Source organism: Mesorhizobium sp. L-8-3 (assembly GCF_016756615.1).
In the GTDB taxonomy this organism is placed as follows: Bacteria; Pseudomonadota; Alphaproteobacteria; order Rhizobiales; family Rhizobiaceae.
On sequence record NZ_AP023262.1, the window covers coordinates 3,962,977 to 3,988,739 of the forward strand.

A 25,763-nucleotide genomic window follows, 5' to 3' on the forward strand; every position below is an offset into this window, starting at 1 on the left:
GTCCTTGTCTCCTTGGGATCGGCGGTAAGCGCCGGTTGGATTGTCAGCCTCGTGTCGCCACGCCCGGGCCGGCGACGAGGCCGGCTGCCGCATGCCCGGGAGGGTCGTCTGCGGAGAACCGCACCTGATAGCCGACCGGCAGCAGTCGCAGGCCGAAGCGGTCCTCGACCCAACCCCAGATGCCGCGTGGCAGGAGCAGCGAGAACAGCAGTGCCACGGCTCCGAGACCGACGAGGTACCAGACGCCCGCGCCGCCGAACCATGTCTCGATCAGGAAAAAGAGGATGGCGCCGAGGATGGCTCCCTCGAACCGGCCGATGCCGCCGACCAGCACCATGAAGATCATGTAGGCCGTCCACTGGACGCTGAAATAGGTCTTCGGCTGGAAGGTCAGCGCCGTGGCGAGCCAGAGGGCGCCCGCCATGCCGGCACCGGCCGCTGCCAGGATGAAGATGACCCGCTTGGTGGAAAGCACGCGCACGCCGACGGAGGCCGCCGCGCCCTCATTGTCGCGGATCGCCTGGATCGCCGCGCCGAGTCTGCTCCTGAGCAAGAGGAACAGCAGGCCGAGAAGAGCGGTCATGGCGCCGAGCGCCATCCAGTAGGTGTAGGCCCGTCGCGCGGAAGCATCGAAGGTGTTGAGGGCAATCAGCGACGTCCCGGTCTCGCCCTGGATCAGCGGGTCGAGATTGACGCAGAGATGGGTGAGCGCCGAGACCACCCACATGCCGATGGCGAATTCGCCGCCCTTCAGCCGCAGCATGAGGAAGGAGAGCGGAAGCGCGAACAGGCCGACCAGCAGCGCGGCCGCGACGAGCGAGGGATAGACGCTGAAGCCGCCATCGGCGAGCCGGATCGAGAGATACGCGCCGAGCCCGAAGAACACCTGCTGACCAACGGAGACGAGGCCGCCATAACCGGCGAGCGCGTTCCACATCGCAGCCAGGATGACGTAGATGAACAGCGTGGTGAGCCGGTCGACGAGGCCGGGACGGAGGAACTCAGGCGCGAAGGCAAGCAGCACGAGCAGGGCCAGCACGCCGCCCACGGCGATCTTCGAGGAGAGCGTCCAGCGCTCGATGGTTATGCCGTTCATGACGCGCGCCTGAAGAGAGAGCGGATGCGGAACCCGAAGCCGAGGCCGGGAATGAAGAGCCGGGCGAAGAGTACGGCCAGGAAAACGGCATGGCCCGCGATCAGGAAGCCTTTCGGATCGATCTGCGCTCCGAGCGACTGGGCGAGGCCGAGGATGATCCCGCCGGCAAGCGTTCCCCAGACCGAGCCCGCGCCGCCGATGACGGCCGCTTCGAAGGCGAAGAGAAGCTGCGGCGCGCCGGCATAGGGGTCGAAGGTCGCCCGCATGCCGAGGGCAGCACCCGCAAGGCCGACCGTCATCATGGCGATGGCCGCCGCGATGGCGTTCACCCTGCGCGCGTCGATGCCGACAAGGCCCGACGTGTCGGGATCCTCCGATGTCGCCCGGATCGCACGGCCGAGCGGGGTGTAGCTCAGGAAAAGCTGCAGCGCGCCGAGCACCGCGACCGCCGCGGCAAAGGTCAGGACCGCGAGCTTGCCGACATAGATCGTGCTTGTGAGCGCCCAGGAATCGTAGGAAAGCGAGCCGATATAGGGCGCAAGCGAACGCGTGTCGGCGCCGAACTGCTCGAACATCAGATTGTCGAGCACGATGGCGAGCCCGAAGGTCGCGAGGATCGGCACGAGCTGGCCGGCCCTGCTGCTGCGTTCGAGCACGAGGCGCTGCAGCAGGAAGCCGATGACAGCCATGCCGGGCAGGACGACCAGGAGCCCGGCAAAGGGCGAGAGCCCGAAGCGTTCGGCGAGCACGAACAAGGCGTAGGCGGCCAGCACCGCGAGGCTGCCATGCGCCAGATTGATGATGCGCATGACGCTGAACATGAAGGACAGGCCGCAGGCGATCAGCGCGTAGTAGCCGCCGAGCAGCACGCCCTGGACGATCTGGTTGAGGATCATGGGGCGGTGCCCGTCTTTTTCAGTTTGTGGAGGCCGAAATAGGCTTGCGTGACCTGCTCGCGCGTCACGTCCCTGGCCGGGCTTTCCAGAACGACACACCCCTCCAGCATGCAGACGACACGGTCGGATACGCGCATGGCGCGGTCGAGGTCCTGCTCGACGAGCACGATCGTGGTTCCGGACGAAAGCAGCCCCTGCAGCGAGGCATAGACGCGATCGACCACCAGCGGCGACAGGCCGAGCGACACCTCGTCGAGAAGCAGCATGTCGGGGTTGCTCATCAAAGCGCGCCCGATCGCGGTCGCCTGCTGTTCTCCACCCGAAAGCGTGCCCGTCCTTGCATGACGGCGGGGCTTGAGGTTCGGAAAGGCTTCCATCACGGCATCGACCGTCCAGTCGCCGGGGCGACCGGCGGTGCGGCCGAGCAGGAGATTCTCCTCGACGGTCATCTGGGCGAACAGGCGCCGGCCCTCCGGCACGAGCGCGATGCCGAGCCCGACGCGCCGGTGTGACGGCAGGCTTGTCACGTCCTGTCCGGCAAAGCTGATGCTGCCGGCTGCGGGTATGTGTGCGCCTGCTATGGCGCGCAGCAGCGTCGTCTTGCCTGAGCCATTGGCGCCGATAAGGGCGAGCGTCTCTCCCTTGGCGACCTCGAGGGTGATGCCGCGCACCGCTGGCAGCAGGCCGTGGCGGACGTCGAGATCGGTGACGGACAGGAGGCTCATTGGACACCTCCGCCGAGATAGGCCTTGACCACATCAGGGTTGGACATGACCGCATCGGGATCGCCGTCCGCGATGATCTTCCCGGCATCCATGCAGATCAGCCTCTGGGCGACCTGAACCAGGATATGGACGATGTGTTCGATCCAGACGATGCCGATGCCGCGACGCTTCAATTCGAGGATGGTTCCGACCAGTTCGTTGGCCTCGGCGTCGGTCAGGCCGCCGCCGATCTCGTCGAGCAGCAGCAGTGTCGGATTGGTCGCGAGCGCCCGGGCAAGTTCGAGCCGCTTGCGGTCGAGCAGGCCGAGCGTCTCGGCCGGCCGGTTGGAGAGCTTGAGCATGCCGCACAGGCGCAGCGAGTCGATCGAGCGCTCATAGGCTTCGTCGCGCGAGACGGCGCCGCCATGGGAGGCCGCGACATAGACGTTCTCGAAAGTGGTCATGCCGCTGAAGGGTTGGGGAACCTGATGGGTGCGCACCAGCCCAAGGCGGCAGCGTTGCGGCGCGCTCATTGCCGTCACATCAGTGCCGCGGAAGCTGATCGTCCCGGCATTGGGCGCCTGGGCGCCGGAAAGTATGCTGAGCAGCGTGGTCTTGCCGGCGCCATTGGGACCGACGATGCCGACGGCCTTGTCGGCATCGACGCTGAAGTCGACGCCGTCGAGGACCACAAGCGCGCCGAAGCGCTTGTGGATCCCCGTGGCGGAAAGCACTGATGTCATCGCCACGACGCGATCCTGTCCCCGATCAACCGTTGTAGGGGATCAGCTTCGCCGACACCGGGACATTGGTGTCGGTGGCATTCTCGGTGATCACGTAGTCGAGCGGGAATTTGGAGCCTTCCGGCGCCTTGACCCACTGCGTGCCGATGATCGGTCCGGGCGAAACGTTGGGCACAGGCCCCGCGGTGAAATCGACCGCGCCGGCGATGGTGACGGTCTTCAAGGTCGAGATCGCCTTGGCCACGGCTTCCTTGCTCTTGGCGTCGGTAGCGGTTTTCAGCGCCTCGAAGCCGGCATCGAACAGCGAAAGCGTCGCGCCGAGCTGCTGCGTCCACTGCTTGCCGCTTGCCGCTTCGTAGCCGTCGGCGAGCTCGGTTCCGGTGATGCCGGTGAGGCTCGACTTGTACGGGAAGGCCTTGTGCCAATAGGCGGCGCTGGCGAGGTTGAAGCCGAGGTCGCCGAGCGCCTCGACGCCCGACGGGAAGAGGCCGGTCTTGGCGATCTGGGCGATCTTGATCTGGCGCGTCAGGCCCTGCTGGGCCGCCTGGCGCCAGAAGGCGGCGAAGTCTGGCGGGATGGGGAAGCTGTTGAAGATCTCGACGCCTTCCTGCTTGAACAGCGCTATCTGCGAGGAGAAGTCGGTGGTGCCGGTCTCATAGGCACCCGGATCGACGATGGTGAAACCTTCCTTGGCCAGCAGCGGCGCGAGATTGGCGCGGATCGCGTTGCCGTCCGCGTCGTTGGGATACATCACGCCGACCTTCTTGTTGGTCTCGATCAGCTTCCATTGCGACGCATAGGCCTTGAAGAACTCGTTCACGCCGAAGCCGAAATGATAGGTCCATTTGAACGGCGACGGCTGGCCCGGCTTGGCGCCCCGGCCGAAATACCAGGCTTCCCAGGGCATGACGGTCGAAAGGCACGGCACGCCGGCCGCTTCGCAGGCATCCGCGACCGGATTGATGGTTTCGGGCGTCGAGACGGCCAGCATCAGGTCGACCTGGCTGTCGTTGATCAGGCTCTTGGCGAGCTGGCTGGCGCGTGACGGATCGGACTGCGTATCCTGGTCGAGGATCTCGACGCTGAACTTCTTGCCGCCCAGATCAATGCCGGCCTCGATCGCCTTGCGCACATGGTCCAGCACATAGCCGTCGGTTTCGCCGAAGCCGGCCAGCGCTCCGGTGCGCGGGCTGATGAAGCCGACCTTCAAGCTGTCGCCCGACTGGGCGAACGCGCGTTGCCCGACGGTCAGGGCCAGACCCGTGGCCGCCGTCGCCCCGATGAAATCGCGCCGGGTCATCCTCCCCGCCGTGCCGTTCCTGTCTTTCGTCATGGTCTTCTCCCTTGTTACGGAGCGCCAAGGCACTCCCCCGTTCCCCTTCGAGCCGGCCCGAGGCCGGCCATGCTTTCTAGATCGAGTAGTCGACCGGCTTCGTGGATGCCGTGATCCAGCGCAGTTCGGTGAATTCCTCGATCGCGAAGCGACCGCCGAAACGGCCGTAGCCGGAAGCCTTCATGCCGCCGAAAGGCATATGCGGCTCGTCATGGACGGTCGCTCCGTTGATGTGGCAGATGCCCGCCTCGACGCGCTGTGCCACGGCGAGCCCACGCTGCAGGTCGCGGGTGAAGACCGCAGAGGACAGCGCATATTCGGTGTCGTTGGCGACGCGGATGGCTTCCTCGTCGCCGTGCACCCGGATGACCGGCAGGACCGGCCCGAAACACTCCTCGTCATAGATGCGCATCGCCGATGTCACGTGATCGATGACGGTCGCATCCATCAGCGTTCCGTCGACACGCCCGCCGGCGACGATCCGGCCGCCCTTGGCGACGGCATCCCTGACCAGCCCGCCGATGCGGCCGACGGCGTCGTGGCCGACGAGCGGGCCGAGCGGGGCGTCGCTGTCCGGCGGGTGACCGGCCAGCAGGCGCGAGGCCCTGCGAACGAGCTTGTCGACGAAGACGTCGGCGACCGCCTCGTCGACGATCACGCGCTCGGTCGACATGCAGATCTGGCCCTGGTTCAAGAAGGCGCCGTAGCAGGCGGCCTTCACCGCCTCGTCGAGATCGGCGTCGTCGAGCACGAGCAGGGGCGCCTTGCCGCCGAGTTCGAGCAGGGCCGGCTTCAGATGCCGGGCGCTGAGTTCGGCCACCATCCGGCCGACCCGCGTCGAGCCCGTGAAATTCACCCGCCGGACCGCGGGATGCGCGATCAAGGTCTCCACGACCGCCGAGGCGTCCTCCACCTCGTTGGTGACGACCGAGACGATGCCGTCGCCGAGCCCGGCCTCGCCGAGCACCTCGCCGAGCAGCCGGTGGGTCCTGGGGCAGATCTCGGACGCCTTGAGCACGACGGTGTTGCCGCAGGCCAGCGGCATGGCGAGCGCGCGAACCCCGAGCACGACAGGCACGTTCCAGGGCGCGATGCCGAGCACGACGCCGACCGGCTGGCGGATCGCCATCGCCAGCATGCCTGGCCGATCGGAGGGAAGCAGGGAACCGGTGACGTCTGATGTCGTCGCCGCGGCTTCGCGCAGCATCTCGACACCAAGCGCGATGTTGAATTCGGTCCAGCCTTTGGTCGCGCCGATCTCGTCTGCCATGGCGGCGCCGAAGAGTTCGCGACGCGCTTCCAGCGCGTCGGCGGCCTTCAGCAGGCGCATGCGGCGCTCGCCGGGACCGAGTGCCGACCAGGCGGGAAAGGCGGCCGCCGCCGCATTCGCCGCCTGGATCGCGGCGCGGAACGGAGCGGGGGCATGCTGGCCGTATTCTGGAACGAAGGCGGCCGGTTTCTCTCCGACACCGCGATGAGCTCCGGGGAAAAGCCGGAGCGCCCGTGGCGCTGCCTCGGCGGTCATTTCCTGATCTCCTCCCTGCGGCGGTCTCGGCCCGCCTTGAGCTGAGTAAAGTCGCATATCGGCTCCTTAACAATGTACTTTTCTGGAAACCTCTTGTACTTCTGTCGCCAAAAGCGGAGGAATAGCGGCTTGGAGGCGAGAGGAGCGAACGCAGAAGCCGGCCGAGCGCGGCGGCAACCCGCAAGGCAGGGCGCCTTGGTCAGCGCGGCACGCGTCGATCCGGGATTTTCGCATCGCAGCTGGTCGATTGCCCATGCCGGCAGAAGCGACTGCCTGTGCTTTTTCGTGGCCGACGGCGTCGCCAGCCTGGTCCCCGAGGATGGAGAGTCGATGGAACTCATGGGACCGGCCGTCGTCTGGATCCCGCTTCCAACGAACGGCGTGGTGAGGATGGACGCCGGATCGAGCGGTTTCACCTTTTCAGCAGCCGAGGAATTCGTCTGGCGCACGGTGGGCGACAGCGTGCTCGCCGCCGACATGCGCGCCATGATGGACCAGCTCGTCATCGCCACGGCCGAGGACGTGTTGCCTGTCATCGACGAGTTGTGGACGAGTTTTGCAGGCATCGTCCGCGAGGTGCGTGTCCAGCAGCCTGGGGCGAACGCCATCACCGGCTTCCATCTCGGCGTGATCCTTTTGCATCTTTGGCGAAGCCGTGGAGCAGCGGTCGCCCATGGAGGTGGCGCGACGACGATCCAGCGCTTCCGCCAGCTTGTCGAACTGCATTTCCGCGAAGGGCTCGGGGTCGAGGACTATGCGCGCAGCCTCAACGTCACACGCAGCCATCTGCACGAAGCCTGCATGCGCCTCGCGGGCCAAACGCCGCTCGCCATCATCCATGCGCGCCTCATCGAAGAGGCCCGCACCCGCCTGGAACAGACCGACATGTCCGTCGAGCAGGTCGGCTACAGCCTCGGCTTCCGTGACCCCGCCTACTTCAACAGGTTCTTTCGTCGGCTGACCGGCCAGACCCCGGGCGCCTTCCGCAAGAGCGCGTTCGCAAGCGCGCCGGCGCCGGAATCTGCCTCGTTCGCTGCCTGGCCGTAGAAACTCATCCCCTTCTCACCAAGCGTCAAGATCGGCACGAAGCGCGCTCCCGGCTTGTGGTGGGGCTAACAACAATGGACAGTCTGACCGGCTTCCTTTTGCTGTCTGTTTTCTGCAGTCGCGCATCTGATATCTGTAATTATCAGACAAATGGGAGGGCAAGATGCATGTCCGACTGTTGGCGATACTTTTGGCCCTCCCGATCTGTCCGGCTGCCGCACATGACTGGTACACCGGCAAGGTCGATCCGGTGACGCGGATAGGCTGCTGCGGCGACATGGATTGCCGCGCAATAGAAGACGGCGACGTCCGTGAGCTGGCTGACGGCAGCTATGTCTATCTGCCGCGGTATTGGAGAGTGCCTGCCGCTCGCGTGCAGAGTTCGCCGGATTTTCGCTTCCATATTTGCGAAAGCGCGCTGTTCAACGAAAACGCCTCTACTCTTGAATGGCGCTGGGTTTGCTTTTTCGCGCCGCCGCGGATGATGTAGGACGCTGGGGCGCAAGAAGACGGCATGGTGCCGAGCTCTTCGTTCCGTCCAAGTGGTTTTGCGTTTCCGAGGCTTGCGCGGCGTTCCAGATAGCCGGTATCGGCTAAATCGATCTCTGCCCGTTCGGGCGATATCGGAAATCGGGCGCTATGCTATCTTCACATGGCCGAGGTCCCACCCGCGGCAAGCGCCCGGCCACCGTGCGGCCCAAGCCCCCGCTTACGACACCCGCCCAGGCCGGGCGCATTCCTTCTACATGCTCAAGTCGGGCGTGCAGACGGCCGGTCCCGCCACCGTCGCGGGCCGACCGTTTTTGCGCAGCCGGTCACGCCTTCACCAGGATCGGAGTCGCCTTCCTGGTCTCGGCCGCCGGTCTGACTTCGCCGGCGAGGCGATGGCCGGTCTCGGCGTCGAACAACTGGACGTCGGAGGGGGCGACCCGGAACGACAGCGGGTCGCCCGGCGAGAAGTGATTGCTGCCGGAGAGATGGGCAACGACGGTCTCGCCGGCGAAGGTGCCGTGGATGAGCTGCGCCGCCCCCAATTCCTCGGCGAAGTCGAAGCGTCCGGAGAGGCCGTTCGGCGCGAGGCTGACCGCTTCGGCACGGAAGCCGATCGTCACCGGCCCATGGCCGATATCGGGCCAGCGGCCGCGATCATAGGCGAGGCGCTGGCCGTCCCGCAACGTGACGATGCCGGCGTCGACATCGGCAACGGCGGGCAGCAGGTTCAAGCCGGGCGTGCCGATGAAACCCGCGACATAGGTCGTTTCCGGCCGTTGATAGACATCGGTCGGGCTGCCGACCTGCTCGACCACGCCCTTGTTCATGACCACGATCCGGTCGGCGAGCGTCATCGCCTCGACCTGGTCGTGGGTCACGAACAGCGTCGTCGTTCCGAGCCGCTGGTGCAGCTTGCGGATCTCGACGCGCATCGCCACCCTCAGCCGCGCGTCGAGGTTGGACAGCGGCTCGTCATAGAGGAACACCTTCGGCTCGCGGATCATGGCGCGGCCCATGGCGACACGCTGGCGCTGCCCGCCCGATAGCTGCCCCGGCTTGCGGTCGAGGAATTCTGAGAGACCGAGCGAGGCGGCCACCTTGCCGACCTTCTCCTTGCGTTCCGCCTTCGGCATGCCGGCGATCTTCATCGCATAGCCGATGTTTTCGGCCACGGTCATATGCGGATAGAGCGCATAGTTCTGGAACACCATGGCGCATCCGCGCTCGCGCGGCTCCATCCGGTTCACCACCTTGCCGCCGATGGCGATCTCGCCGGCGGTGATGCCTTCCAGGCCGGCCACCATTCGCAGCAGGGTCGACTTGCCGCAGCCTGAGGGGCCGAGAATGACGACCAGTTCGCCATGGGCGATGTCGAGATTGACGCCGTGGACGACCTCGGTCTTGCCGTAGGTCTTGCGGACGTCGCGAAGGGCGATATCGGCCATTGGATAGCTCCGTTACTTGTCGGTCTGGATCAGGCCGCGCACGAACCAGCGCTGCAGCAGGATGGTGACGAGCACCGGCGGGGTCAGCACGATCAAGTTGGCCGCCATGGCCACGTTCCAGACCGGCGGCTCGCCGAACAGCGGGCCGGGAACGACCTTCTGCAACTGCATCGTCGCGGTAGCGAAATTCTGCTGGTCGGTGACGACGAGCAGCGGCCACAGATACTGGTTCCACGACCACACGAACATGATGGTCGCGAGCGCGGCCATGTTGGTCTTCGACAGCGGCATCAGCACTTCGAGGAAGAAGCGCACCGCGCCGGCGCCGTCCATCTTGGCCGCTTCGGTCAGCTCGTCCGGAACGGTCAGGAAGAACTGGCGGTAGAGGAAGGTGCCCGTCGCGGTTGCGATCAGCGGCAGGATCAGCCCGGAATAGGAGTTGAGCAGGTTCCACTGCGGCAGGTCGATGCCGATCCCGACAAAGTCGAGCATTGACTGGAACGGGCGCAAAGCGTCGGCAGCCACCGCATAGGTCGGCACGATGCGCACTTCCAGCGGCAGCATCAGCGTGATGAAGATCAGCCAGAACATCACCATGCGCAGCCGGTAGCTGAAATAGACGATCGAGAAGGCCGACAGCGCCGCGATGACGATCTTGCCGATGGTGACGCCGCCGGCGACGATCAGCGAGTTCAGCATCACCCGTCCGAAATTGCCCTTCTCCCAGGCGGCCGCGATGTTCTCCAGGAAATGCGAGCCGGGCAGCAGCGGCATCGGCACCTGGTTTACGGTGTGGAAGTCGTGTGTGGCGGCGACGAAGACGATCCAGATGGGGATGAGCAGCGCGGCAAGGCTGAACACCAGCAGCGCGTGGGTGAGGAAGTCGAGGATGGGGGTACGTTCGATCATCTCGCTCTGCCCTCAGCTGTAGTGAACGCGCCGCTCGACGTAACGGAACTGGATGAAGGTCAGGAGGATGATCAGGCCCATCAGCACGATGGATTGCGCTGCAGCCAGCGAATAGTCCTTGCCCTGGAAGCCGTCGGAATAGATCTTGTAGACCATCAGATCGGTCGCCCGGGCGGGGCCGCCGCCGGTGGTGATGTCGACGATGCCGAAGGAGTTCACGAAACTGTCGGTGATGTTGATGACGATCAGGAAGAACAGTGTCGGCGCGATCAGCGGCAGCTGGATGTCCCACATGCGGCGCGTCACGCCGGCGCCGTCCATGGCGCCTGCCTCGGTCACCGTGCGCGGGATCGACTGCAGCGCGGCGAGGAAGAAGATGAAGTTGTAGCCGACCATCGTCCAGGCCTGCGCCATCACGATCAGGGCGAGCGCATCGTAGCCGTCGAGTGCGGGGTTCCAGAGGCCCGGGAAGATGCGGTTGATGGCGGAGACGAAGCCCGCGTCGGGCGAGAAGATGAAGCGGAAGGCCAGGCCTACGGCGGGTGCGGCGAGCGCGTAGGGCAGGAAGAACGTGAATTTGTAGACCTGGTGTCCCGGCAGCCTGCGATCGACGAACAGCGCCAGCATGGCCGCGATGGCCAGCGACAGCGTCGTCGCGAAGAAGGCGAAGGCGAGCGACACGCGCACTGAGCCCCAGTATTTCGGGTCCGCGAACACCGTCTGGAAATTGAGCAGGCCGACCCATTCGTTCGAGCCGCCGAATGGCGGCTCCAGCGTCAGTGCCCAATACAGCGCCTCGCCGGACGGCCAATAGAAGAAGATGAAGATCAGGACCATCTGCGGCGCGATGAAAGCCGCGGCCAGCCACAGATTTGAGAAGGTTGCGCGCTTTTCCAAGCGGTGTCTCCTTGCAACTCGCTACGGAGCCAGGCTTCGGACAAACGCCGAGGCCCCGGACAAATATGAAGCGGACGCCGCCAGGCAGGCGGCGTCCGGAGAGAGGAGGCGACGATCAGGGCAGCGCGGCGCCCTTGTAGGTCTGCTCGTAGCGGCGCAGGATCTGGTTGCCGCGTTCGACGGCGGCGTCGAGTGCCGCCTGCACGTCCTTCTGGCCGGTGAAGGCGGCCTCGAGTTCGGCGCGGATCTCGGAGCGGATCGAGGTGAAATTGCCGAGCCGGATGCCGCGCGACAGCGGACCGACCTCGGAAGCCGTCAGCGAGGCGATGGCGACCTCGCGGCCGGCACGCTTCGGATCGTTGTAGAAGCCTTCGGACTTGAGCAGCTCGAAGCCCTTGGTGGTCACCGGGATGTAGCCGGTGTTCTCGGCGATGTACTTTTCGCCGGTGTCGGGCGCGGTGATGTATTTCATGAAGGCCGCGGCGGCTTCGTATTCTTCCTTGGACTTGCCTTCCATGATCCACAGCGAGGCGCCGCCGACGATCGAGTTGGTACGCTTGGCAGCATCGATCGCGGGCAGGGCGGCGACGTCCCACTTCAGGTCGGCGACCTGGGTGTTCTTGACCGTGCCGTGGTTGGCGATCGACGAGGTCGTCGAGGCGCAGGAGCCGTCAGAGAAGGACTGGATGAGGTTCTTGCCGACCTGGCTGGTCTGGATCTTGGCATAGCCGGCGTCGAGCCAGGCCTTGAAATCCTTCATGTGGTCGACGAAGGCGGTCTTGTTGAAGACCAGTTCGGCGCCCAGGCCGCCATAGCCGTTGTCGAGGCTCGCAATCGGAATGTTGTTGATGGCGGAGAACTGCTCGAGGTTCATCCAGGTGTCGAAGTCGAGCGCAAAGCCGCATTCGACGCCGGCCGCCTTCAGCGCCTTCAGGTCCTCGCCGAACTCGGCCCAGGTCTTCGGCGCTTCGGTCTTGCCGATCTTCGACCAGGCGTCCTTGTTCCAGTAGAACACGGCGGTCGAGGAATTATAGGGGAACGACCACATGTCACCCGAGGAGGTCGCGTAATAGTTGGCGATCCCGGGGAAATAGCCCTTCCAGTCGACGTCGATGCCGTGATCCTGGGCGAACTTGTTGGCGGGGTAGATCGCGCCGGAGAGCATGAAGTTCACCGTGCCGGCATCGTAGATCTGCACGATGGTCGGATGCTGCTTGGCGCGGTAGGCGGCGATCGTGTTCTGCTCGGCCTTGTCGTAGCCGCCCTGGCCGGTGCAGACCGCCTCATACTTGTCCTGGCTCTCGTTGAAGAGCTGGCACTGCTTGGCAATCACCTCGCCGAGGTCGCCCGTCAGGCCGTACCAGAATTCGAACTTGGTGCGCTCGGCCGCGCCGGCGCCCGTGGCGATGGCGGTGGCCGCCGTCGCGAGCAGGATCAATCGTTTCATTCGTCTCTCCTAGAGGAAGATGGCGCGAGCACGACGCCCGCTAGGGGCCTCCCCTAGAGAGATCGGGTGACAGTCACGTTGTGGTCCGGTGACAGAATGACGACAATCCAAAGCTGTTCGCGAACGAAAGCGCCATCGCACTCTCCATGTGTGGGAGGAGCGATCGAGGCAGCGTGCCCAGAGTGACCGCTCAGCCGGCGCGACGCTTCCGGCGTTCAGGAAATTGGTCGCCCTGGAGCCGCCCAGGGTCGGCAGCGAGAGACTAGACGCCGGTTTCGCGGATCTGGAAGACGTTGCCGCCGCTCGTGACGAACTGCCCGGTCGCGTTACGCCGGACCGAATAGCATTTCTCGATGCCGGACCGGATGTCGCCCCACTCGGTGCAGATTTCGCCGCCCTTGATGGTCCAGCGCCCGCTGTCGCCTGCCACGCTCGGCCGGTCGACCGTGATTTCGGCCCTTCCATCGGGCAGGAACATGAGCTGCCCGGTGAACCAGCCACCGTCCTCCCACCAGGTGATCGACCGGCCGACCAGTTCGTCGCGGATCTCGCCCGGAGTGAGGTCGGCGGCGACTGCGGGTATTGTCCACAGGCCGGCCAGCAAGGCGAGCCGCCAGCGCGAAGTAAGCAAAGTCCTGATCATGAAGCGAATCTTCATTCCGGCGTGAGCTTTCATGACGATTCAATGACATTTGCCGGCGCATGTCGAGCGGCATGTGTCGGAAAACGCAGGCGGCGTCGGTTCGCCGACGCCACCGCGATATTCACCGCTGCCTTCAGCCAAACGTCACCGTCCCGTCAGATGGCTGACATGCTCGGGCGGCAAGGTTCGTCGCCGCAGGCTCGATTCACGCGCCCGCGTCTCTTTTCTTCCTCAAAGGACGGACACCATGCTCGCCAATGGCCCAACCGGCACCGGCATCTCCGCACATAAACGCGCGAACGACCTTTCCGATTTCGCCGCCGAGCTCGACATGATCGAAGCGCTCGGCGTGGAGGCCATCGAACTACCGACATACGACATGGACATCGTCATCGGCGGGCGCATCCGCAAGCCGCAACTTGAGGCGCTGAAGCGCGCCTGCGCCGGCCGCGACGTGGTCTATTCCGTCCATGGCCCGCTCGCGATCAACTTCATGGACGAGGCCTGGCGCCTGCCTCGCCACATGGAGGTGCTCGAAGCCTCGCTCGAGGTCGCGGCCGAAGTCGGGGCAGGCAACTATGTTGTCCATTCGGGCCTCATCCGCACCCAGCAGGGCGACGGCATCGAAGCTGCCTATGGCCGCCAGCGCGAATGGCTCGCCAGGGCGGGCGAGGTGGCCCGCCAGCACGGGCTGACGCTCTGCGTGGAGACCCTGTTCGCAGGCTTCGAGGGCAAGGTGTATGCCTCGTCGCCGTCACGCCTCGCTGCGGAACTCCAGGGCATCGGCCATCCGAACGTCAAGGCGACGCTCGACTTCAGTCATGCCTATCTCAAGCTCGACTTCGACGGCCGCCGCGGCGATTTCGTCGAGGAGGTCATGGCCCTCGCGCCTTTCGCGCAGCACCTTCACATCCACGACAGCTTCGGTCGCCAGGACGATATCTGGATGTTCACCGAGGGCGAGCGGCTGGCTTATGGCCACGGCGACCTGCACTTGCCGGTCGGCTGGGGCGACATTCCGTGGCAGCAACTGATGGCCGAATGCAGCTTTCCGCAAGGCGTGCTCTTCAACATCGAGCTCAAGGACCGCTACTGGTACGTCGCCCAGGAAACCGTTGACGCAACGAAGGCGCTCGCGGCCAGTGCCAGGATCGAACGCGTCGGCCAGGCTGCCGAGTGAGAACTTCAGGCCGCGGCGCGGATCATGTCCGCGGCCTTTTCGGCGATCAGGATGGTTGGGGCATCGGTGTTGCCGCCAATCAGGTTCGGCATGATCGAGGGCGTCACCACCCGCAGACCTTCCCCGCCGCGGACCCTCGGCCTGGGATCGACGACGGCCTTGTCGGTGGTCCCCATCCGGCACATGCCGACGGGATAATCGATCGCCTCCGCCCGGGCGCCGATATTCTCCGAGGGCAGCATCAGAGGGTGGGCCCGAAATGAAGAGTTCCCTTTGCCGATGGGGCGGGGCGTGGCGCCCATGCAATCGGCGTCCGCGATGCCCTTATCGGGCTTGCCTTTATCTCCAATATGTATATACATAATGAAGAACCATCGAATGGAGGCAAGATGGCCGACCGGCAACCAGCACGACAGGGGAAAGCGCGGCTCTGGCGCAACGCAAGGCTCGCGACGCTCGCCGAAGGCCGGGAGGGGCTTGGCCTTGTCGAGAAAGGCGCGGTGGCAGCCGTCGACGGCCGCATCGTCCATGCGGGGCCCGAAGCCGACGTTCCTTCCGGCTTCGCCGCCGGCGCCGATGTCGTCGATTGCGGCGGCCGCTGGATCACGCCCGGCCTGATCGACTGCCACACACATCTGGTCCATGCCGGCAATCGCGCCAACGAATTTGAGATGCGGCTGGCCGGTGCCACCTATGAAGAGGTGGCCAAGGCCGGCGGCGGCATCGTCTCGTCCGTCAGGGCGCTGCGTGCAGCGAGCGAGGACGATCTCGTCGATCAAACCCTGCCACGGCTCGACGCGCTGATCGCGGAGGGCGTCACCACGATCGAGATCAAGTCCGGCTACGGCCTCGAACTCGACAGCGAGATGAAATCGCTGAAGGCCGCGCGTCGCCTGGGCGAGGTGCGGCCGGTCGGCGTGCGCACCACCTTCCTCGGCGCCCATGCCCTGCCGCCGGAAGCCGGCGGCGGCCGCGACGCCTACATCGCCAAGGTGGCCGGGGAGATGCTGCCGAAGATCGCCTCGCTCGGCCTTGCCGACGCCGTCGACGGTTTCTGCGAAGGGATCGCCTTCTCGCCGGAACAGATCGCGCGCGTCTTCGAAGCTGCCGTGGCGCTCGGCCTGCCGGTCAAGCTCCACGCCGACCAGCTTTCGAACCTCGGCGGCGCAGCGCTGGCGGCTCGTTTCGGCGCGCTGTCGGCCGACCACCTCGAATACACCGACGAGGAAGGCGCCCAGGCCATGGCGAGGGCAGGGACCGTGGCGGTCATCCTGCCCGGCGCCTACTATTTCATCCGTGAGACGAAGAAGCCCGCGATCCATCTCTTCCGCCGGCATGGCGTGAAGATGGCGGTCGCGACCGACTGCAACCCGGGCACGTCGCCGCTCACCTCGCTGCTGCTCACCATGAACATGGCCGCGACGCTGTTCGGCATGACGGTCGAGGAATGCCTGGCGGGCACCACGCGCGAGGCCGCCCGCGCGCTTGGCCTGTCCGCGGAGACCGGGACGCTCGAACCCGGAAAATGGGCCGATCTTGCCGTCTGGGACGTCGAACGCCCGGCCGAGCTCGTCTACCGCATGGGCTTCAACCCGCTTCACGCTCGCATCTGGAGAGGCTTGTGACCGAACTTGTGCTGAATCCCGGAAACGCCACGCTTGCCGACTGGCGGGAGATCTATCGCGGTGCGACGCTGAAGCTCGACCCGGCCTGCCGGCCGAAGATCGCCGCAAGTGCCGCGGCCGTCGCGCGCATCGTGGCGAAGGGCGAGCCCGTCTACGGCATCAACACCGGCTTCGGCAAGCTCGCCAGCGTGCGCATCCCCGCCCACGATCTCGAAGCGCTGCAGAAGAACATCGTGCTGTCCCACGCCGCTGGCGTCGGCGAGGCGATGCCGATCGCCGTGACGCGGCTGATGATGGCGCTGAAGCTCGGGAGCCTCGCCCAGGGCGCCTCCGGCGTGCGCCAGGAGACCGTCGATCTGCTGGAAGCGATGCTGGCGGCCAATGTCGTGCCCGTGGTGCCCGCCCAGGGCTCGGTCGGCGCGTCGGGCGATCTGGCGCCGCTTTCTCATATGACGGCGGCGATGATCGGCGTCGGCGACTGCCACACGCCGCACGGCATCGTGCCGGCCAAGGTCGCCTTCGTCGCGGCCGGGCTCGAACCGGTGACGCTGCATGCCAAGGAAGGGCTGGCGCTGCTCAACGGCACGCAGTTCTCCACGGCCTATGCGCTGGCCGGCCTGTTCGAGGCCGAGCTGCTCTTCAAATCGGCGCTGGTCACAGGCGCCTTGTCCACCGACGCGGCGCGAGGGTCGGATGCGCCGTTCGACCCGCGCATCCATCTCCTGCGCAGGCATCGCGGCCAGATCGAGACCGCCGATGCCCTGCGCAAGCTGATGGCCGGCAGCGCGATCCGCGAATCGCATCGGGTCGGGGATGAGCGCGTGCAGGACCCATACTGCCTGCGCTGCCAGCCGCAGGTGATGGGAGCAGCCCTCGACGTGTTGCGCAAGGCAGCCGAGATGCTTCAGACCGAGGCGAACGGCGTCACCGACAATCCGCTGATCTTCGCCGAGGACGACACCGCGCTGTCGGGCGGGAATTTTCATGCCGAGCCGGTGGCCTTCGCCGCCGACATGATCGCGCTGGCCGTCTGCGAGATCGGGTCGCTGGCGGAACGCCGCATCGCCATGCTGGTCGACCCCGCGCTGTCGGGCATGCCGGCCTTCCTCACGCCCAAACCGGGCCTGAATTCGGGTTTCATGATCCCGCAGGTGACGGCCGCCGCGCTGGTGTCGGAGAACAAGCAGAAAGCCTATCCGGCGAGCGTCGATTCCATTCCGACCTCGGCCAATCAGGAAGACCATGTCTCCATGGCTGCCCACGGAGCGCGCCGGCTCATCGGCATGGCCGAGAATGCCGCGGCCGTACTCGGCATCGAGCTTCTGGCGGCCGCGCAGGGCTGCGACTTCCACAAGCCGCTGGCGTCGAGCGCGCCGCTGGAAGCCGTGCGCACCCTGCTGCGCGCGCAGGTCCCGCATCTCGACGACGACCGCCATTTCCATCCCGACATGGAAAAGGCGATCGCGCTGGTGCGAAACGGCGCGGTCGTTGAAGCGTCCGGCGGCGTCGAGCTGCCGACGATCTCTGGGAGCGTGGCGTGATGGCGATCGCCACATCCGGCACGCGCGGCATTGCCCCTCATCCGGCTGCCGCCACCTTCTCCCCGCAAGCGGGGAGAAGACCGCCTGCCGCGATGACAGCGCTCGTTCTGCGGCCTCAACGATTGGCGAAATCATTGAAGACATCGGCCTTCTCCCCGCTTGCGGGGAGAAGGTGCCGGCAGGCGGATGAGGGGCGGGGCCGAGCGTCAATCGTCTTAACGTCCTCGTCTCAGGCGAGCCAGGGAGCCCCCCAATGACCACCCCCTCCTGGCTCACGGTTACCCGAGGCGAGGCGCCGCTTCTCGTCAGCATTCCGCACACCGGGACCGATCTCGCCGGTCTCGAAGACCGGCTCGTCTCGCCATGGCTCGGGCGCCGCGATGCCGACTGGTGGATCGACCGTCTCTACGACTTCGCCGCCGGACTCGGCGCGACCGTTGTCCACACCGCGATTTCGCGCACCGTGATCGACGTCAACCGCGACCCATCCGGCGTCTCGCTTTATCCCGGCCAGGCCACCACGACGCTTTGCCCGACCGACACCTTCGACGGCGATCCGCTCTACAGGCCGGACGAGGAACCCCGCGCCGAGGAGATCGCCGAACGGCGCGAGCGCTATTTCGATCCCTATCACGCCGCACTGCGCGACGAACTTGCACGGTTGCGCAAGAGCCATCCATCGGTGGTTCTGTACGACTGCCATTCCATCCGCTCCGTACTGCCGCGGCTGTTCGAGGGCAGGCTGCCTGTCTTCAATCTCGGCACCAATAGCGGCGCGAGCACCGATCCCGAACTGCGGGACCGCGTGGTCGACATCCTCGCCGCGAGCGGCGAGAGCTTTGTGGTCGACGGGCGCTTCAAGGGCGGCTGGATCACGCGACATCACGGCCGACCGGCCGACGGCGTCCATGCGCTGCAGATGGAACTGGCCAATCGCGGCTATCTGCGCGAGCCGGAAGGCAAGGGAACACCGCAGACCTGGCCGGTGCCCTACGATCCTGATTTTGCGGCGCCGATCCGCCGCTGGCTTACCGACATCCTCGAAACCGCGCTGCGCTGGGCGACAGCCTCTGCCGGAAGGAAATCCTGATGACCCGACATACCCGCATCGACAACGCCCGCGTGATCCGTGCCCCGCACGGCACCGAGCTTTCGGCCAAGAGCTGGCTGACGGAAGCGCCGCTGCGCATGCTGATGAACAATCTCGATCCGGGCGTCGCCGAAAAGCCGGGCGAACTGGTGGTCTATGGCGGCATCGGCCGCGCTGCCCGCGACTGGGAGAGCTTCGATCGCATCGTCGGTGCGCTCAAGACGCTCGAAAACGACGAGACACTGCTGGTGCAGTCCGGCAAGCCGGTCGGCGTCTTCCGCACCCATGCCGACGCGCCGCGGGTGCTGCTCGCGAATTCCAATCTCGTGCCGCATTGGGCGACCTGGGACCACTTCAACGCCCTCGATAAGAAGGGCCTCATGATGTACGGCCAGATGACGGCCGGCTCGTGGATCTATATCGGCTCGCAGGGCATCGTTCAGGGCACCTACGAGACCTTCGTGGAACTCGGCCGCCAGCACTATGGCGGCGACCTGTCCGGCCGCTGGATCCTGACCGCCGGCCTCGGCGGCATGGGCGGCGCACAGCCGCTCGCCGCGACCATGGCCGGCGCGTCCTGCCTTGCCGTCGAATGCCAGCCGAGCCGCATCGAGATGCGCCTGAAGACCGGCTATGTCGATGTCGAGGCCAAGGATCTCGACGAGGCGCTCGCCATCATCGACCGCTCGGTCAGGGAGAAGAAGGCCGTGTCCGTCGCGCTGCTCGGCAATGCGGCCGACATCTTCCCGGAACTGGTGCGGCGCGGCGTCCGCCCTGATGCCGTCACCGACCAGACCTCCGCGCATGACCCCGTCAACGGCTATCTGCCCAAAGGCTGGACAGTGGCGGAATGGGAGGAGAAGCGCGAGCGTGACCCCAAGGCCGTCGAGAAGGCGGCTCGTTCGTCCATGGCGACCCATGTGAAGGCCATGCTCGACTTCCATCGCATGGGCGTGCCGACCGTCGACTACGGCAACAATATCCGCCAGATGGCGAAGGACGAAGGCGTCGACGACGCATTCGACTTCCCAGGTTTCGTGCCGGCCTATATCCGTCCGCTGTTCTGCCGCGGCATCGGTCCGTTCCGCTGGGCGGCTCTATCCGGCGACCCCGAGGACATCTTCCGCACCGACGCCAAGGTCAAGGAGCTGACGCCGGGCAACCGTCACCTTCACAACTGGCTGGACATGGCGCAGAAGCGCATCAAGTTCCAGGGCCTGCCAGCGCGCATCTGCTGGGTCGGCCTCGGCGATCGCCACCGGCTCGGCCTCGCCTTCAACGAGATGGTGGCCAGGGGCGAACTGAAGGCGCCGGTCGTGATCGGCCGCGACCATCTGGACTCCGGCTCCGTCGCCTCGCCCAATCGCGAGACCGAGGCCATGAAGGACGGCTCGGACGCGGTGTCCGACTGGCCGCTGCTCAACGCCCTGCTCAACACCGCGTCGGGCGCGACCTGGGTTTCGCTGCATCACGGCGGCGGCGTCGGCATGGGCTACTCGCAGCATTCGGGCATGGTCGTCGTCTGCGACGGCACGGCCGAAGCCGCGCGGCGACTGGAACGGGTGCTCTGGAACGACCCCGCCACCGGCGTGATGCGTCATGCCGATGCCGGCTACGACATTGCCATCGACTGCGCGCGCGAGCACGGGCTGAACCTGCCCGGCATCCTCGGCTGAACCGTCCCTCCCGACACTGTGCAGCGGTCTCGGGAAAGAGGACATGCGCTCAATCAAGACCTGCAGTGTCGCGTGGATCCTTGTTCACGCGGCACGCCGCAGGCCCGACGGAAGAGCACCGATGCGGCTTCGGCCCCTCGTCCGGAAGGGTGGGGCCCAAGGATCGGATCTTTCACGAGACGGAGGACCTGACCGATGCGTATCCTGCGCGTCGCCGACCACAAGACGATGCCGTGGAAGAACGGCGGCGGGGTAACGACGGAGATCGCGGTGTTTCCGCCGGATGCCGGGCTCGACGATTTCCTGTGGCGGGTGAGCACCGCCCGCGTCGAGCAGAACGGTCCGTTCTCGACCTTTCACGGCGTCGACCGGTCGCTCTCGATCTTGGAGGGGAACGGCATCGTCCTGCAGGTCGAGGGGAGACTGCCGTCCGGCATGACCCGCGGCGACGAGCCGTTGGCCTTTCCGGCCGACGTGCCGACGGAGGCGACCCTGATCGCAGGCCCGGTCACCGACCTCAATGTGATGACGCGACGCGGCGCGTTCGAGAGCGCCGTGGAGTTCGTCAAGGTCGGCCGAAAGCTGTCGCTTCCGGCGGCCGACGAAGTGACGCTTCTCATTGTCGACGGCAAGGGACTCCAGGTCACCTTCGCCGGCGAGAAGACCTCGCTCGATCGCGGCGACGTCGTGATGCTGGAACCGGGCGACGCGGCCGTGGTTTCCGCGAGACCGGCAAGCTATATGGTCGCGGTGACGATCGTCGCGGTCGACCCATCGACCTAGGATGCCGGACGCCCGGCGGCGGAGCTTGCGCATGGGTGCCGGGCGATGCTTATCGTTGTGTGCGTGGGCGTTCCGCGCGCATGGCGAAAGGTATCCGCATGGCGGCGAACAGCTTGCCAGGTCCCGACCCCATCATCATCCGTCCCGCCGTGCCCGACGATGCCGAAGCCGTTCACGCGGCGATCGTCAAGATGGCCGGCGGAGCGGCCGACCGCATCGGCAGCGCGCCGGAGGATTTGCGGCGCCACGGTCTCGGACCACATAAGGCCTTTTCCGGGCTGATCGCGGAGATCGGCGGGGAATTCGCGGGGATGTGCCTGTATTTCCCGAGCTTTTCGACCTGGCGCGGCACATCGGGCGTCTATGTCCAGGACTTGTTCGTGGAGCCGCGCTTTCGCGGGCGCAATATCGGCGAAAGGCTCATCCGCCGGCTCGCCTCGCTGACGCGAGAACAGGGCGGGACCTATCTGCGGCTCGCCGTCGATGTCGACAACGTGTCGGCGCAGGCCTTCTACGAGAGGCTCGGCATCGTCCGTTATCCGGCCGACCGCATTCACGCCGCCTATGACGATGCCTTTCAGGCCCTGTGCGAGCGCGGCGGTGAGCTGCCCTGAAGAGCTTTGCTCAGAAATAGCCGCCGCCACCGGCGACGAGGTTGCCGCGCGCCTCCGGGAAGAAACGCTTCGCGCCTCGCTGCGTGCCGAACATCATGTCGTACTGCAGCAGCCGGTAGTCGCTGACGAGAGGATCGATCTGCCTGGCGCGGGCCCAGTCCGGAACCGCCTTGCCGTCCGGCTTCAGCAGCATGTTGCGGTCGATCACGCGGTAGCGCTCGTGCAACTCGCCCAGGAAGTCGGTGTAGTAGGGGTGCTGGATGCCGGCGGCTTTCAGCACCTGCATGGGAACGAAGGCCGGGCTGATCGTGCCGAGCTTCTTCACCTTGCCGGTCCGGTTCGACCAGATCACCAGCGGGGTCTCGTGCGTCCGCGCCATGTCCTTCGCCGGACCTTTGCGCGGTGCCACGAGATCCTTCATGAAGCCGGTCTCGACATAGGCAGGGCCGAGCGGCGGCAGATGGTCGCCGAACAGCGCGATCACGGTCGGCCGCTCGCGCAACTCGGCCCACTGGATCAGCCGGGCCAGCCCCTTGTCGGCGTCGGAAGCGCCCTCGGCAAAGGTGAGGATGGATTCGCTGGTCTTGCGGCTGAGGCCGGGCGCCACGACGCTGTGGCTCACATCGGCATAGCGGTGCGGCTCGTAGGGACCGTGGCTCTGCAGGCTGACCGCGAAGAAGAAGAACGGCCGGTCGGTGGCGTCGGCCCGGCGGATGATCTCCTCGGTGAGTGCGGCGTCCGAGGCGAGCGGCCCGCGTTTGGCGAGCGGCAGCATGTTGTCCTCGGACAGGAACCGGTCGAAGCCGAAGGCGTCATAGACCGCGCCGCGGTTCCAGAACCATGATGTATAGGGATGGATCGCCGTGGTCTGATAACCCTGGCCGCGGAAGAAGGTGGCCAGCGACGGCACCGGCGCGCGCACATATTGCTGATACGGGATACTGCCATAGGGCAGGAAGGCGTTCGAGAACCCGGTCAGCGCCTCGAACTCGACATTGGCGGTCATGCCGCCGAATTCGGGCGAGAAGACATGGCCCGACAGCATGGCGCGCGTGGTGGGGATCGGGTCGGGCCAGATCTTCACGCCGGGCAGGCGCTTCGGATCCCAGAAGGACTCGCTCATCACGATGATGACGTCGGGCTTTTCCTTCGGCAGCATGGCCGGTCCGCGCGGCGCCGCGCCGATGCGGTCGATCGCCTGCGGCGAATAGCCGGCCGGGGCGGGGACATGGGCCATCGGCACGTTGAGAGCGAAGGCGAGCGTGAAGCCGTTGACCGAGTAGTTCTCGCGCTGATCCCACATGACGGGGATGATCTGCAGCCGGTCCCGCGTCCATGAGAAGGTTGCGTAGTCCATGATCGACGCGAAGAACGCCAGCGTCGGCGCCGCCAGAGCGACCCGCATCAGCCGGCTGTTGAGCGGTAGCACCGGGAAACGGGCGCACCAGAAGCGCCAGGCGAAGACGAACATGCCGAGGGCCATCAGGGAGCCCGCGGCCATGGCGAGGCCGGTCAGCGGCCGCTCTCGCACCAGGAGCGGCATCAACTCGATGATCTGGCGATAATAGAGGAAGTCGGTCGGATAGAGCGGATCGCCGAGATAGTGGATCTTCTGCTGGCCGATCCAGGCGAGCAGCAATAGCGCCGGCCCCATCACCAGCAGCGACTGGTAGCGTCGCCCGAGCAGGGCATCGAGCCCGAGCATCACCAGCAGGAAGAGCAGGACCGTCGTCCAACCTGGACGACTCGCGTCGCCGAAGAAGGTCAATGTCGACTGAAGCGAGCCACGCGCCATGAACTCGACCGCGAAGACGAGCGCCGCGGCAACGGTGACGGAAAGCAGTGCCGAGGCCGCGACGCGCAACAGCCAACTGTCGGTGATCGATTCCTGCCAGGGTGCGCCCTTCAAGGCGCGGATTTTCACGATGGGCCTGGCCAATTCGATACCTCTGATACGCCGACCAACTGTCATGCAGCCGTCATCAGGCTGTCATGCGCGTGTCACTATTAACGCGCGACACGCGAAAAAGGATATGAAGGGGGGCGCTTTTTTTGACGAAAATTTCTGGTTGCGACAATTTGTACGGCTAAATATACCGTTATCCGGTGATTTCCGGTAAATGACTGAAACAATTACGTGATTTTGGAGGCGGATTGAGAGGCGGCCCAGCGGCGAGCCGCCCCCGGGGCCCCTCCTAGGCCACTTCCTTGATCGCGATATGGGCGACGCGGCGGACCTCGTCATCGGTGAGCAGGCCGCCGGCGCGGAGCAGCCCGGCGAAGCGTCCGTTGCTCGCCGAAAGTTCGGCGAAACCGCCCTTCTCGACGATGTGGCCATTGTCCATGAAGATGATGAGGTCGGCGTCGCGGACGGTCGAGAGGCGGTGCGCTATGATGAAGGTCGTGCGGTTTGCCCGCAGCCGATCGATCGCTTCCTTCACGCGGGCCTCGGTTTCAACGTCGAGCGCGCTGGTCGCCTCGTCGAGCACGAGGATCGGCGCATCCTTCAGGATGGCGCGCGCGATCGCGATGCGCTGGCGCTCGCCGCCCGAGAGCTGTCCGCCGCGCTCGCCGACCTGGGTGTCGTAGCCTTCGCTCTTGGCCAGGATGAAGTCCTGGGCGGCTGCGGCCCTGGCGGCGGCGTGCACATCGTCATAGGAGGCATCGGTGCGGCCGATGCGGATGTTCTCCTCGATCGAGCGGTTGAACAGGCCGGCGTCCTGGAACACGGTCGCCACCGAGTGGCGCAGCGATCGGCGGGTGATGGTGCGGGTGTCCATGCCATCGACCAGGATGCGGCCGCTGTTGGGATCGTAGACCCGCTGCAGCAGGTTGATCAGCGTGGTCTTGCCGGCACCGGTCGGGCCCACGATCGCCACCGTCTGGCCGGCCGGTACGTCGAAGGATATGTCCCTGACGCCGACCGTCGAATTGGGGAAGGAGAAATTCACGTCCTCGAAACGGACATGGCCGGTGAGGCGTTCGATTTCGCGCAGGCCATCGGGCTCCTTCCGATCGGCTACCGCGTCCTCGAGCCGATAGAAGTCCTCGAGCTTCGCTCCGGCTTCGAAGACCTGGTTGACGAAAGCTGTCACCTGATCGAGCCGGCCGATCATCAGCGTGGCGAAGCCGGTGAAGGCCACGACGTCGCCGATGCGCATCTCGCCGCGCGTCACCAGATAGGCTCCGATCAGCAGCACCACCATCATCGAGATGGTCGAGGCCAGGCGATGCAGCGCGCTCGCCAGCGCCCACCAGTCCAGCACGGGGAACTGGGCCTTGAGCAGGTCGCTTGTATATTGCTCCAGGGCCTTGGTCTCTTCCGTGATGCGATTGTAGCTCTGCAGCACGGATACGTTGCTGACGGAGTCGCTGACATGGGCGAAAACGCGGTGATAGTGCCTCTCGACAGAGGCCTGGCCGACCTTGGTCTTGCGCATCACCAACTGGTCGATGGCGACGTAGAAGCAGCCGAGCACCAGAAGCACCATCGACATGCGCAGGTCGAGCGTCAGCGCGGTCGGAATGAGCAGCAGCAGGGCGACCGCGGTCGAGAGGTGGAGGCGCATGAATTCGAGCCACAGGCTGAACAGCGCGTCGACGGCGCGCAGCAGCGTGTGAAGCGCATTGGAGGTGCCGCGCTGGTGATGCCAGGAAAGCGGCATCGTGATGACTTTCTCGAAGGACTGGGAGAGCACACGAGCCCTTGTCAGATGCGCGAGCCTGTCTGCGCCGCGCGCCACAAGGACATAGGCGATGATGCTGAAGACGCCGAGGCCCGCCCATAGCGCCATGGTCTGGACCACGTCGCTCTTTTCGGTGATCGCATCGATGATCCGCCCGAACAGGACCGGCTCGGCGATGGCGATGATCGCCAGGCTGACATTCGCTGCGCAGATCAACCCTACCTTGCGCCTTTCGGCTGTAAGATAACGCAACGCTCTCCAGTAGATTTCCAGCAACGACACGCCGCTACCCCGTCAGATCTTTTTGTGCATCGCACCAATTACAACGCATACGCAGTTGCGTCAGGCAGCACAATGCCGGTTACCCGGTTCCGTTCCCGATCGCAGGACA

Annotated in this window: 22 protein-coding genes and 1 pseudogene; 9 read left to right on the plus strand and 14 right to left on the minus strand. The window is 65.7% G+C overall.

Annotated features, from left to right (window positions below):
• Positions 1-43: 43 nt before the first annotated feature.
• From JN302_RS18460 to JN302_RS18485, 6 genes are all read right to left on the minus strand, one after another.
• Positions 44-1,096: a branched-chain amino acid ABC transporter permease gene (locus JN302_RS18460; RefSeq protein WP_202334002.1), complete on the minus strand. Its 1,053-nt coding sequence runs from the start codon at positions 1,094-1,096 to the stop codon at positions 44-46.
• Complete coding sequence (locus JN302_RS18465; RefSeq protein ID WP_446720734.1) at positions 1,093-1,992, minus strand: branched-chain amino acid ABC transporter permease; 900 nt, start codon at positions 1,990-1,992, stop codon at positions 1,093-1,095. Before JN302_RS18465 ends, JN302_RS18460 begins: the two co-directional genes overlap by 4 nt.
• Positions 1,989-2,717 (minus strand): ABC transporter ATP-binding protein, encoded by a 729-nt coding sequence (locus JN302_RS18470; RefSeq protein WP_202314023.1) that lies wholly within the window; start codon positions 2,715-2,717, stop codon positions 1,989-1,991. Before JN302_RS18470 ends, JN302_RS18465 begins: the two co-directional genes overlap by 4 nt.
• Positions 2,714-3,439, minus strand: a complete 726-nt coding sequence (locus JN302_RS18475; protein ID WP_202314844.1) for an ABC transporter ATP-binding protein — start codon at positions 3,437-3,439, stop codon at positions 2,714-2,716. The genes JN302_RS18470 and JN302_RS18475 overlap by 4 nt, the downstream gene beginning before the upstream one ends.
• A gap of 25 nt (positions 3,440-3,464) precedes the next feature.
• Positions 3,465-4,772, minus strand: coding sequence for an ABC transporter substrate-binding protein (locus JN302_RS18480; protein ID WP_244846472.1), 1,308 nt, complete (start codon positions 4,770-4,772; stop codon positions 3,465-3,467).
• A gap of 76 nt (positions 4,773-4,848) precedes the next feature.
• Entirely contained in the window at positions 4,849-6,297 is a 1,449-nt protein-coding gene (locus JN302_RS18485) for an aldehyde dehydrogenase (protein WP_202334003.1), read from the minus strand.
• Positions 6,298-6,492: 195 nt separating this feature from the next.
• Between JN302_RS18485 and JN302_RS18490 the strand changes: the two genes are divergently transcribed.
• Positions 6,493-7,344 carry a helix-turn-helix domain-containing protein gene (locus JN302_RS18490; protein ID WP_202334004.1) on the plus strand — a complete coding sequence of 284 codons (852 nt, stop codon included), beginning with the start codon at positions 6,493-6,495 and terminating at the stop codon, positions 7,342-7,344.
• Positions 7,345-7,507: 163 nt separating this feature from the next.
• Positions 7,508-7,834 (plus strand): hypothetical protein, encoded by a 327-nt coding sequence (locus JN302_RS18495; RefSeq protein WP_202314029.1) that lies wholly within the window; start codon positions 7,508-7,510, stop codon positions 7,832-7,834.
• A 325-nt stretch (positions 7,835-8,159) separates the two neighbouring features.
• Here the strand turns inward: JN302_RS18495 and JN302_RS18500 are convergent, their stop codons facing one another.
• The 5 genes from JN302_RS18500 to JN302_RS18520 form a co-directional block, all read right to left on the minus strand.
• Positions 8,160-9,281, minus strand: a complete 1,122-nt coding sequence (locus tag JN302_RS18500) for an ABC transporter ATP-binding protein (RefSeq protein ID WP_202334005.1) — start codon at positions 9,279-9,281, stop codon at positions 8,160-8,162.
• Positions 9,282-9,293: 12 nt separating this feature from the next.
• On the minus strand, positions 9,294-10,190 hold the full coding sequence (locus JN302_RS18505; protein WP_202334006.1) for an ABC transporter permease subunit: 897 nt from the start codon (positions 10,188-10,190) through the stop codon (positions 9,294-9,296).
• A 12-nt stretch (positions 10,191-10,202) separates the two neighbouring features.
• Positions 10,203-11,087 (minus strand): carbohydrate ABC transporter permease, encoded by an 885-nt coding sequence (locus JN302_RS18510; protein ID WP_202334007.1) that lies wholly within the window; start codon positions 11,085-11,087, stop codon positions 10,203-10,205.
• A gap of 115 nt (positions 11,088-11,202) precedes the next feature.
• A complete protein-coding gene (locus JN302_RS18515) occupies positions 11,203-12,534 on the minus strand; it encodes an extracellular solute-binding protein (RefSeq protein ID WP_202334008.1) in 1,332 nt (443 codons plus the stop codon).
• A 262-nt stretch (positions 12,535-12,796) separates the two neighbouring features.
• The gene (locus JN302_RS18520; protein WP_202334009.1) at positions 12,797-13,177 is read right to left on the minus strand and encodes a hypothetical protein; all 381 of its coding nucleotides are present in this window, start codon (positions 13,175-13,177) and stop codon (positions 12,797-12,799) included.
• 247 nt (positions 13,178-13,424) lie between these two features.
• Between JN302_RS18520 and JN302_RS18525 the strand changes: the two genes are divergently transcribed.
• Positions 13,425-14,357, plus strand: a complete 933-nt coding sequence (locus tag JN302_RS18525; RefSeq protein WP_202334010.1) for a sugar phosphate isomerase/epimerase family protein — start codon at positions 13,425-13,427, stop codon at positions 14,355-14,357.
• 5 nt (positions 14,358-14,362) lie between these two features.
• Here JN302_RS18525 and JN302_RS39975 read toward each other — a convergent pair.
• A pseudogene (locus JN302_RS39975) lies at positions 14,363-14,554 on the minus strand (GMC oxidoreductase); the annotation flags it as partial.
• Between the two features lie 192 nt (positions 14,555-14,746).
• Between JN302_RS39975 and hutI the strand changes: the two are divergent.
• The 6 genes from hutI to JN302_RS18560 all read left to right on the plus strand — a co-directional run bounded on the left by hutI (position 14,747) and on the right by JN302_RS18560 (position 21,686).
• Complete coding sequence (gene hutI, locus JN302_RS18535) at positions 14,747-15,982, plus strand: imidazolonepropionase (protein WP_202334011.1); 1,236 nt, start codon at positions 14,747-14,749, stop codon at positions 15,980-15,982.
• Positions 15,979-17,523: a histidine ammonia-lyase gene (hutH, locus tag JN302_RS18540; protein ID WP_202334012.1), complete on the plus strand. Its 1,545-nt coding sequence runs from the start codon at positions 15,979-15,981 to the stop codon at positions 17,521-17,523. The genes hutI and hutH overlap by 4 nt, the downstream gene beginning before the upstream one ends.
• A 253-nt stretch (positions 17,524-17,776) precedes the next feature.
• The gene (gene hutG / locus JN302_RS18545) at positions 17,777-18,613 is read left to right on the plus strand and encodes an N-formylglutamate deformylase (RefSeq protein WP_202314042.1); all 837 of its coding nucleotides are present in this window, start codon (positions 17,777-17,779) and stop codon (positions 18,611-18,613) included.
• Positions 18,613-20,289, plus strand: a complete 1,677-nt coding sequence (gene hutU, locus JN302_RS18550) for a urocanate hydratase (RefSeq protein WP_202334013.1) — start codon at positions 18,613-18,615, stop codon at positions 20,287-20,289. Before hutG ends, hutU begins: the two co-directional genes overlap by 1 nt.
• A gap of 195 nt (positions 20,290-20,484) precedes the next feature.
• On the plus strand, positions 20,485-21,072 hold the full coding sequence (locus tag JN302_RS18555) for a HutD/Ves family protein (RefSeq protein ID WP_202334014.1): 588 nt from the start codon (positions 20,485-20,487) through the stop codon (positions 21,070-21,072).
• 80 nt (positions 21,073-21,152) lie between these two features.
• Complete coding sequence (locus tag JN302_RS18560; protein WP_244846495.1) at positions 21,153-21,686, plus strand: GNAT family N-acetyltransferase; 534 nt, start codon at positions 21,153-21,155, stop codon at positions 21,684-21,686.
• Between the two features lie 10 nt (positions 21,687-21,696).
• Here JN302_RS18560 and JN302_RS18565 read toward each other — a convergent pair whose 3' ends face one another.
• Together JN302_RS18565 and JN302_RS18570 are read right to left on the minus strand one after the other, a co-directional pair.
• Positions 21,697-23,568 (minus strand): LTA synthase family protein, encoded by a 1,872-nt coding sequence (locus JN302_RS18565; RefSeq protein ID WP_244743563.1) that lies wholly within the window; start codon positions 23,566-23,568, stop codon positions 21,697-21,699.
• Between the two features lie 313 nt (positions 23,569-23,881).
• A complete protein-coding gene (locus JN302_RS18570; protein ID WP_202334015.1) occupies positions 23,882-25,654 on the minus strand; it encodes a glucan ABC transporter ATP-binding protein/ permease in 1,773 nt (590 codons plus the stop codon).
• Between the last annotated feature and the right edge of the window lie 109 nt (positions 25,655-25,763).

Coding starts and splice junctions, on each gene's coding strand:
- JN302_RS18460 (WP_202334002.1), bottom strand. CDS start 1,096: ATGAACGGCATAACCATCGAGCGCTGGACGCTCTCCTCGAAGATCGCC.
- JN302_RS18465 (WP_446720734.1), bottom strand. CDS start 1,992: ATGATCCTCAACCAGATCGTCCAGGGCGTGCTGCTCGGCGGCTACTAC.
- JN302_RS18470 (WP_202314023.1), bottom strand. CDS start 2,717: ATGAGCCTCCTGTCCGTCACCGATCTCGACGTCCGCCACGGCCTGCTG.
- JN302_RS18475 (WP_202314844.1), bottom strand. CDS start 3,439: ATGACATCAGTGCTTTCCGCCACGGGGATCCACAAGCGCTTCGGCGCG.
- JN302_RS18480 (WP_244846472.1), bottom strand. CDS start 4,772: ATGACGAAAGACAGGAACGGCACGGCGGGGAGGATGACCCGGCGCGAT.
- JN302_RS18485 (WP_202334003.1), bottom strand. CDS start 6,297: ATGACCGCCGAGGCAGCGCCACGGGCGCTCCGGCTTTTCCCCGGAGCT.
- JN302_RS18495 (WP_202314029.1), top strand. CDS start 7,508: ATGCATGTCCGACTGTTGGCGATACTTTTGGCCCTCCCGATCTGTCCG.
- JN302_RS18500 (WP_202334005.1), bottom strand. CDS start 9,281: ATGGCCGATATCGCCCTTCGCGACGTCCGCAAGACCTACGGCAAGACC.
- JN302_RS18505 (WP_202334006.1), bottom strand. CDS start 10,190: ATGATCGAACGTACCCCCATCCTCGACTTCCTCACCCACGCGCTGCTG.
- JN302_RS18515 (WP_202334008.1), bottom strand. CDS start 12,534: ATGAAACGATTGATCCTGCTCGCGACGGCGGCCACCGCCATCGCCACG.
- JN302_RS18520 (WP_202334009.1), bottom strand. CDS start 13,177: ATGATCAGGACTTTGCTTACTTCGCGCTGGCGGCTCGCCTTGCTGGCC.
- JN302_RS18525 (WP_202334010.1), top strand. CDS start 13,425: ATGCTCGCCAATGGCCCAACCGGCACCGGCATCTCCGCACATAAACGC.
- hutI (WP_202334011.1), top strand. CDS start 14,747: ATGGCCGACCGGCAACCAGCACGACAGGGGAAAGCGCGGCTCTGGCGC.
- hutG (WP_202314042.1), top strand. CDS start 17,777: ATGACCACCCCCTCCTGGCTCACGGTTACCCGAGGCGAGGCGCCGCTT.
- hutU (WP_202334013.1), top strand. CDS start 18,613: ATGACCCGACATACCCGCATCGACAACGCCCGCGTGATCCGTGCCCCG.
- JN302_RS18555 (WP_202334014.1), top strand. CDS start 20,485: ATGCGTATCCTGCGCGTCGCCGACCACAAGACGATGCCGTGGAAGAAC.
- JN302_RS18560 (WP_244846495.1), top strand. CDS start 21,153: ATGGCGAAAGGTATCCGCATGGCGGCGAACAGCTTGCCAGGTCCCGAC.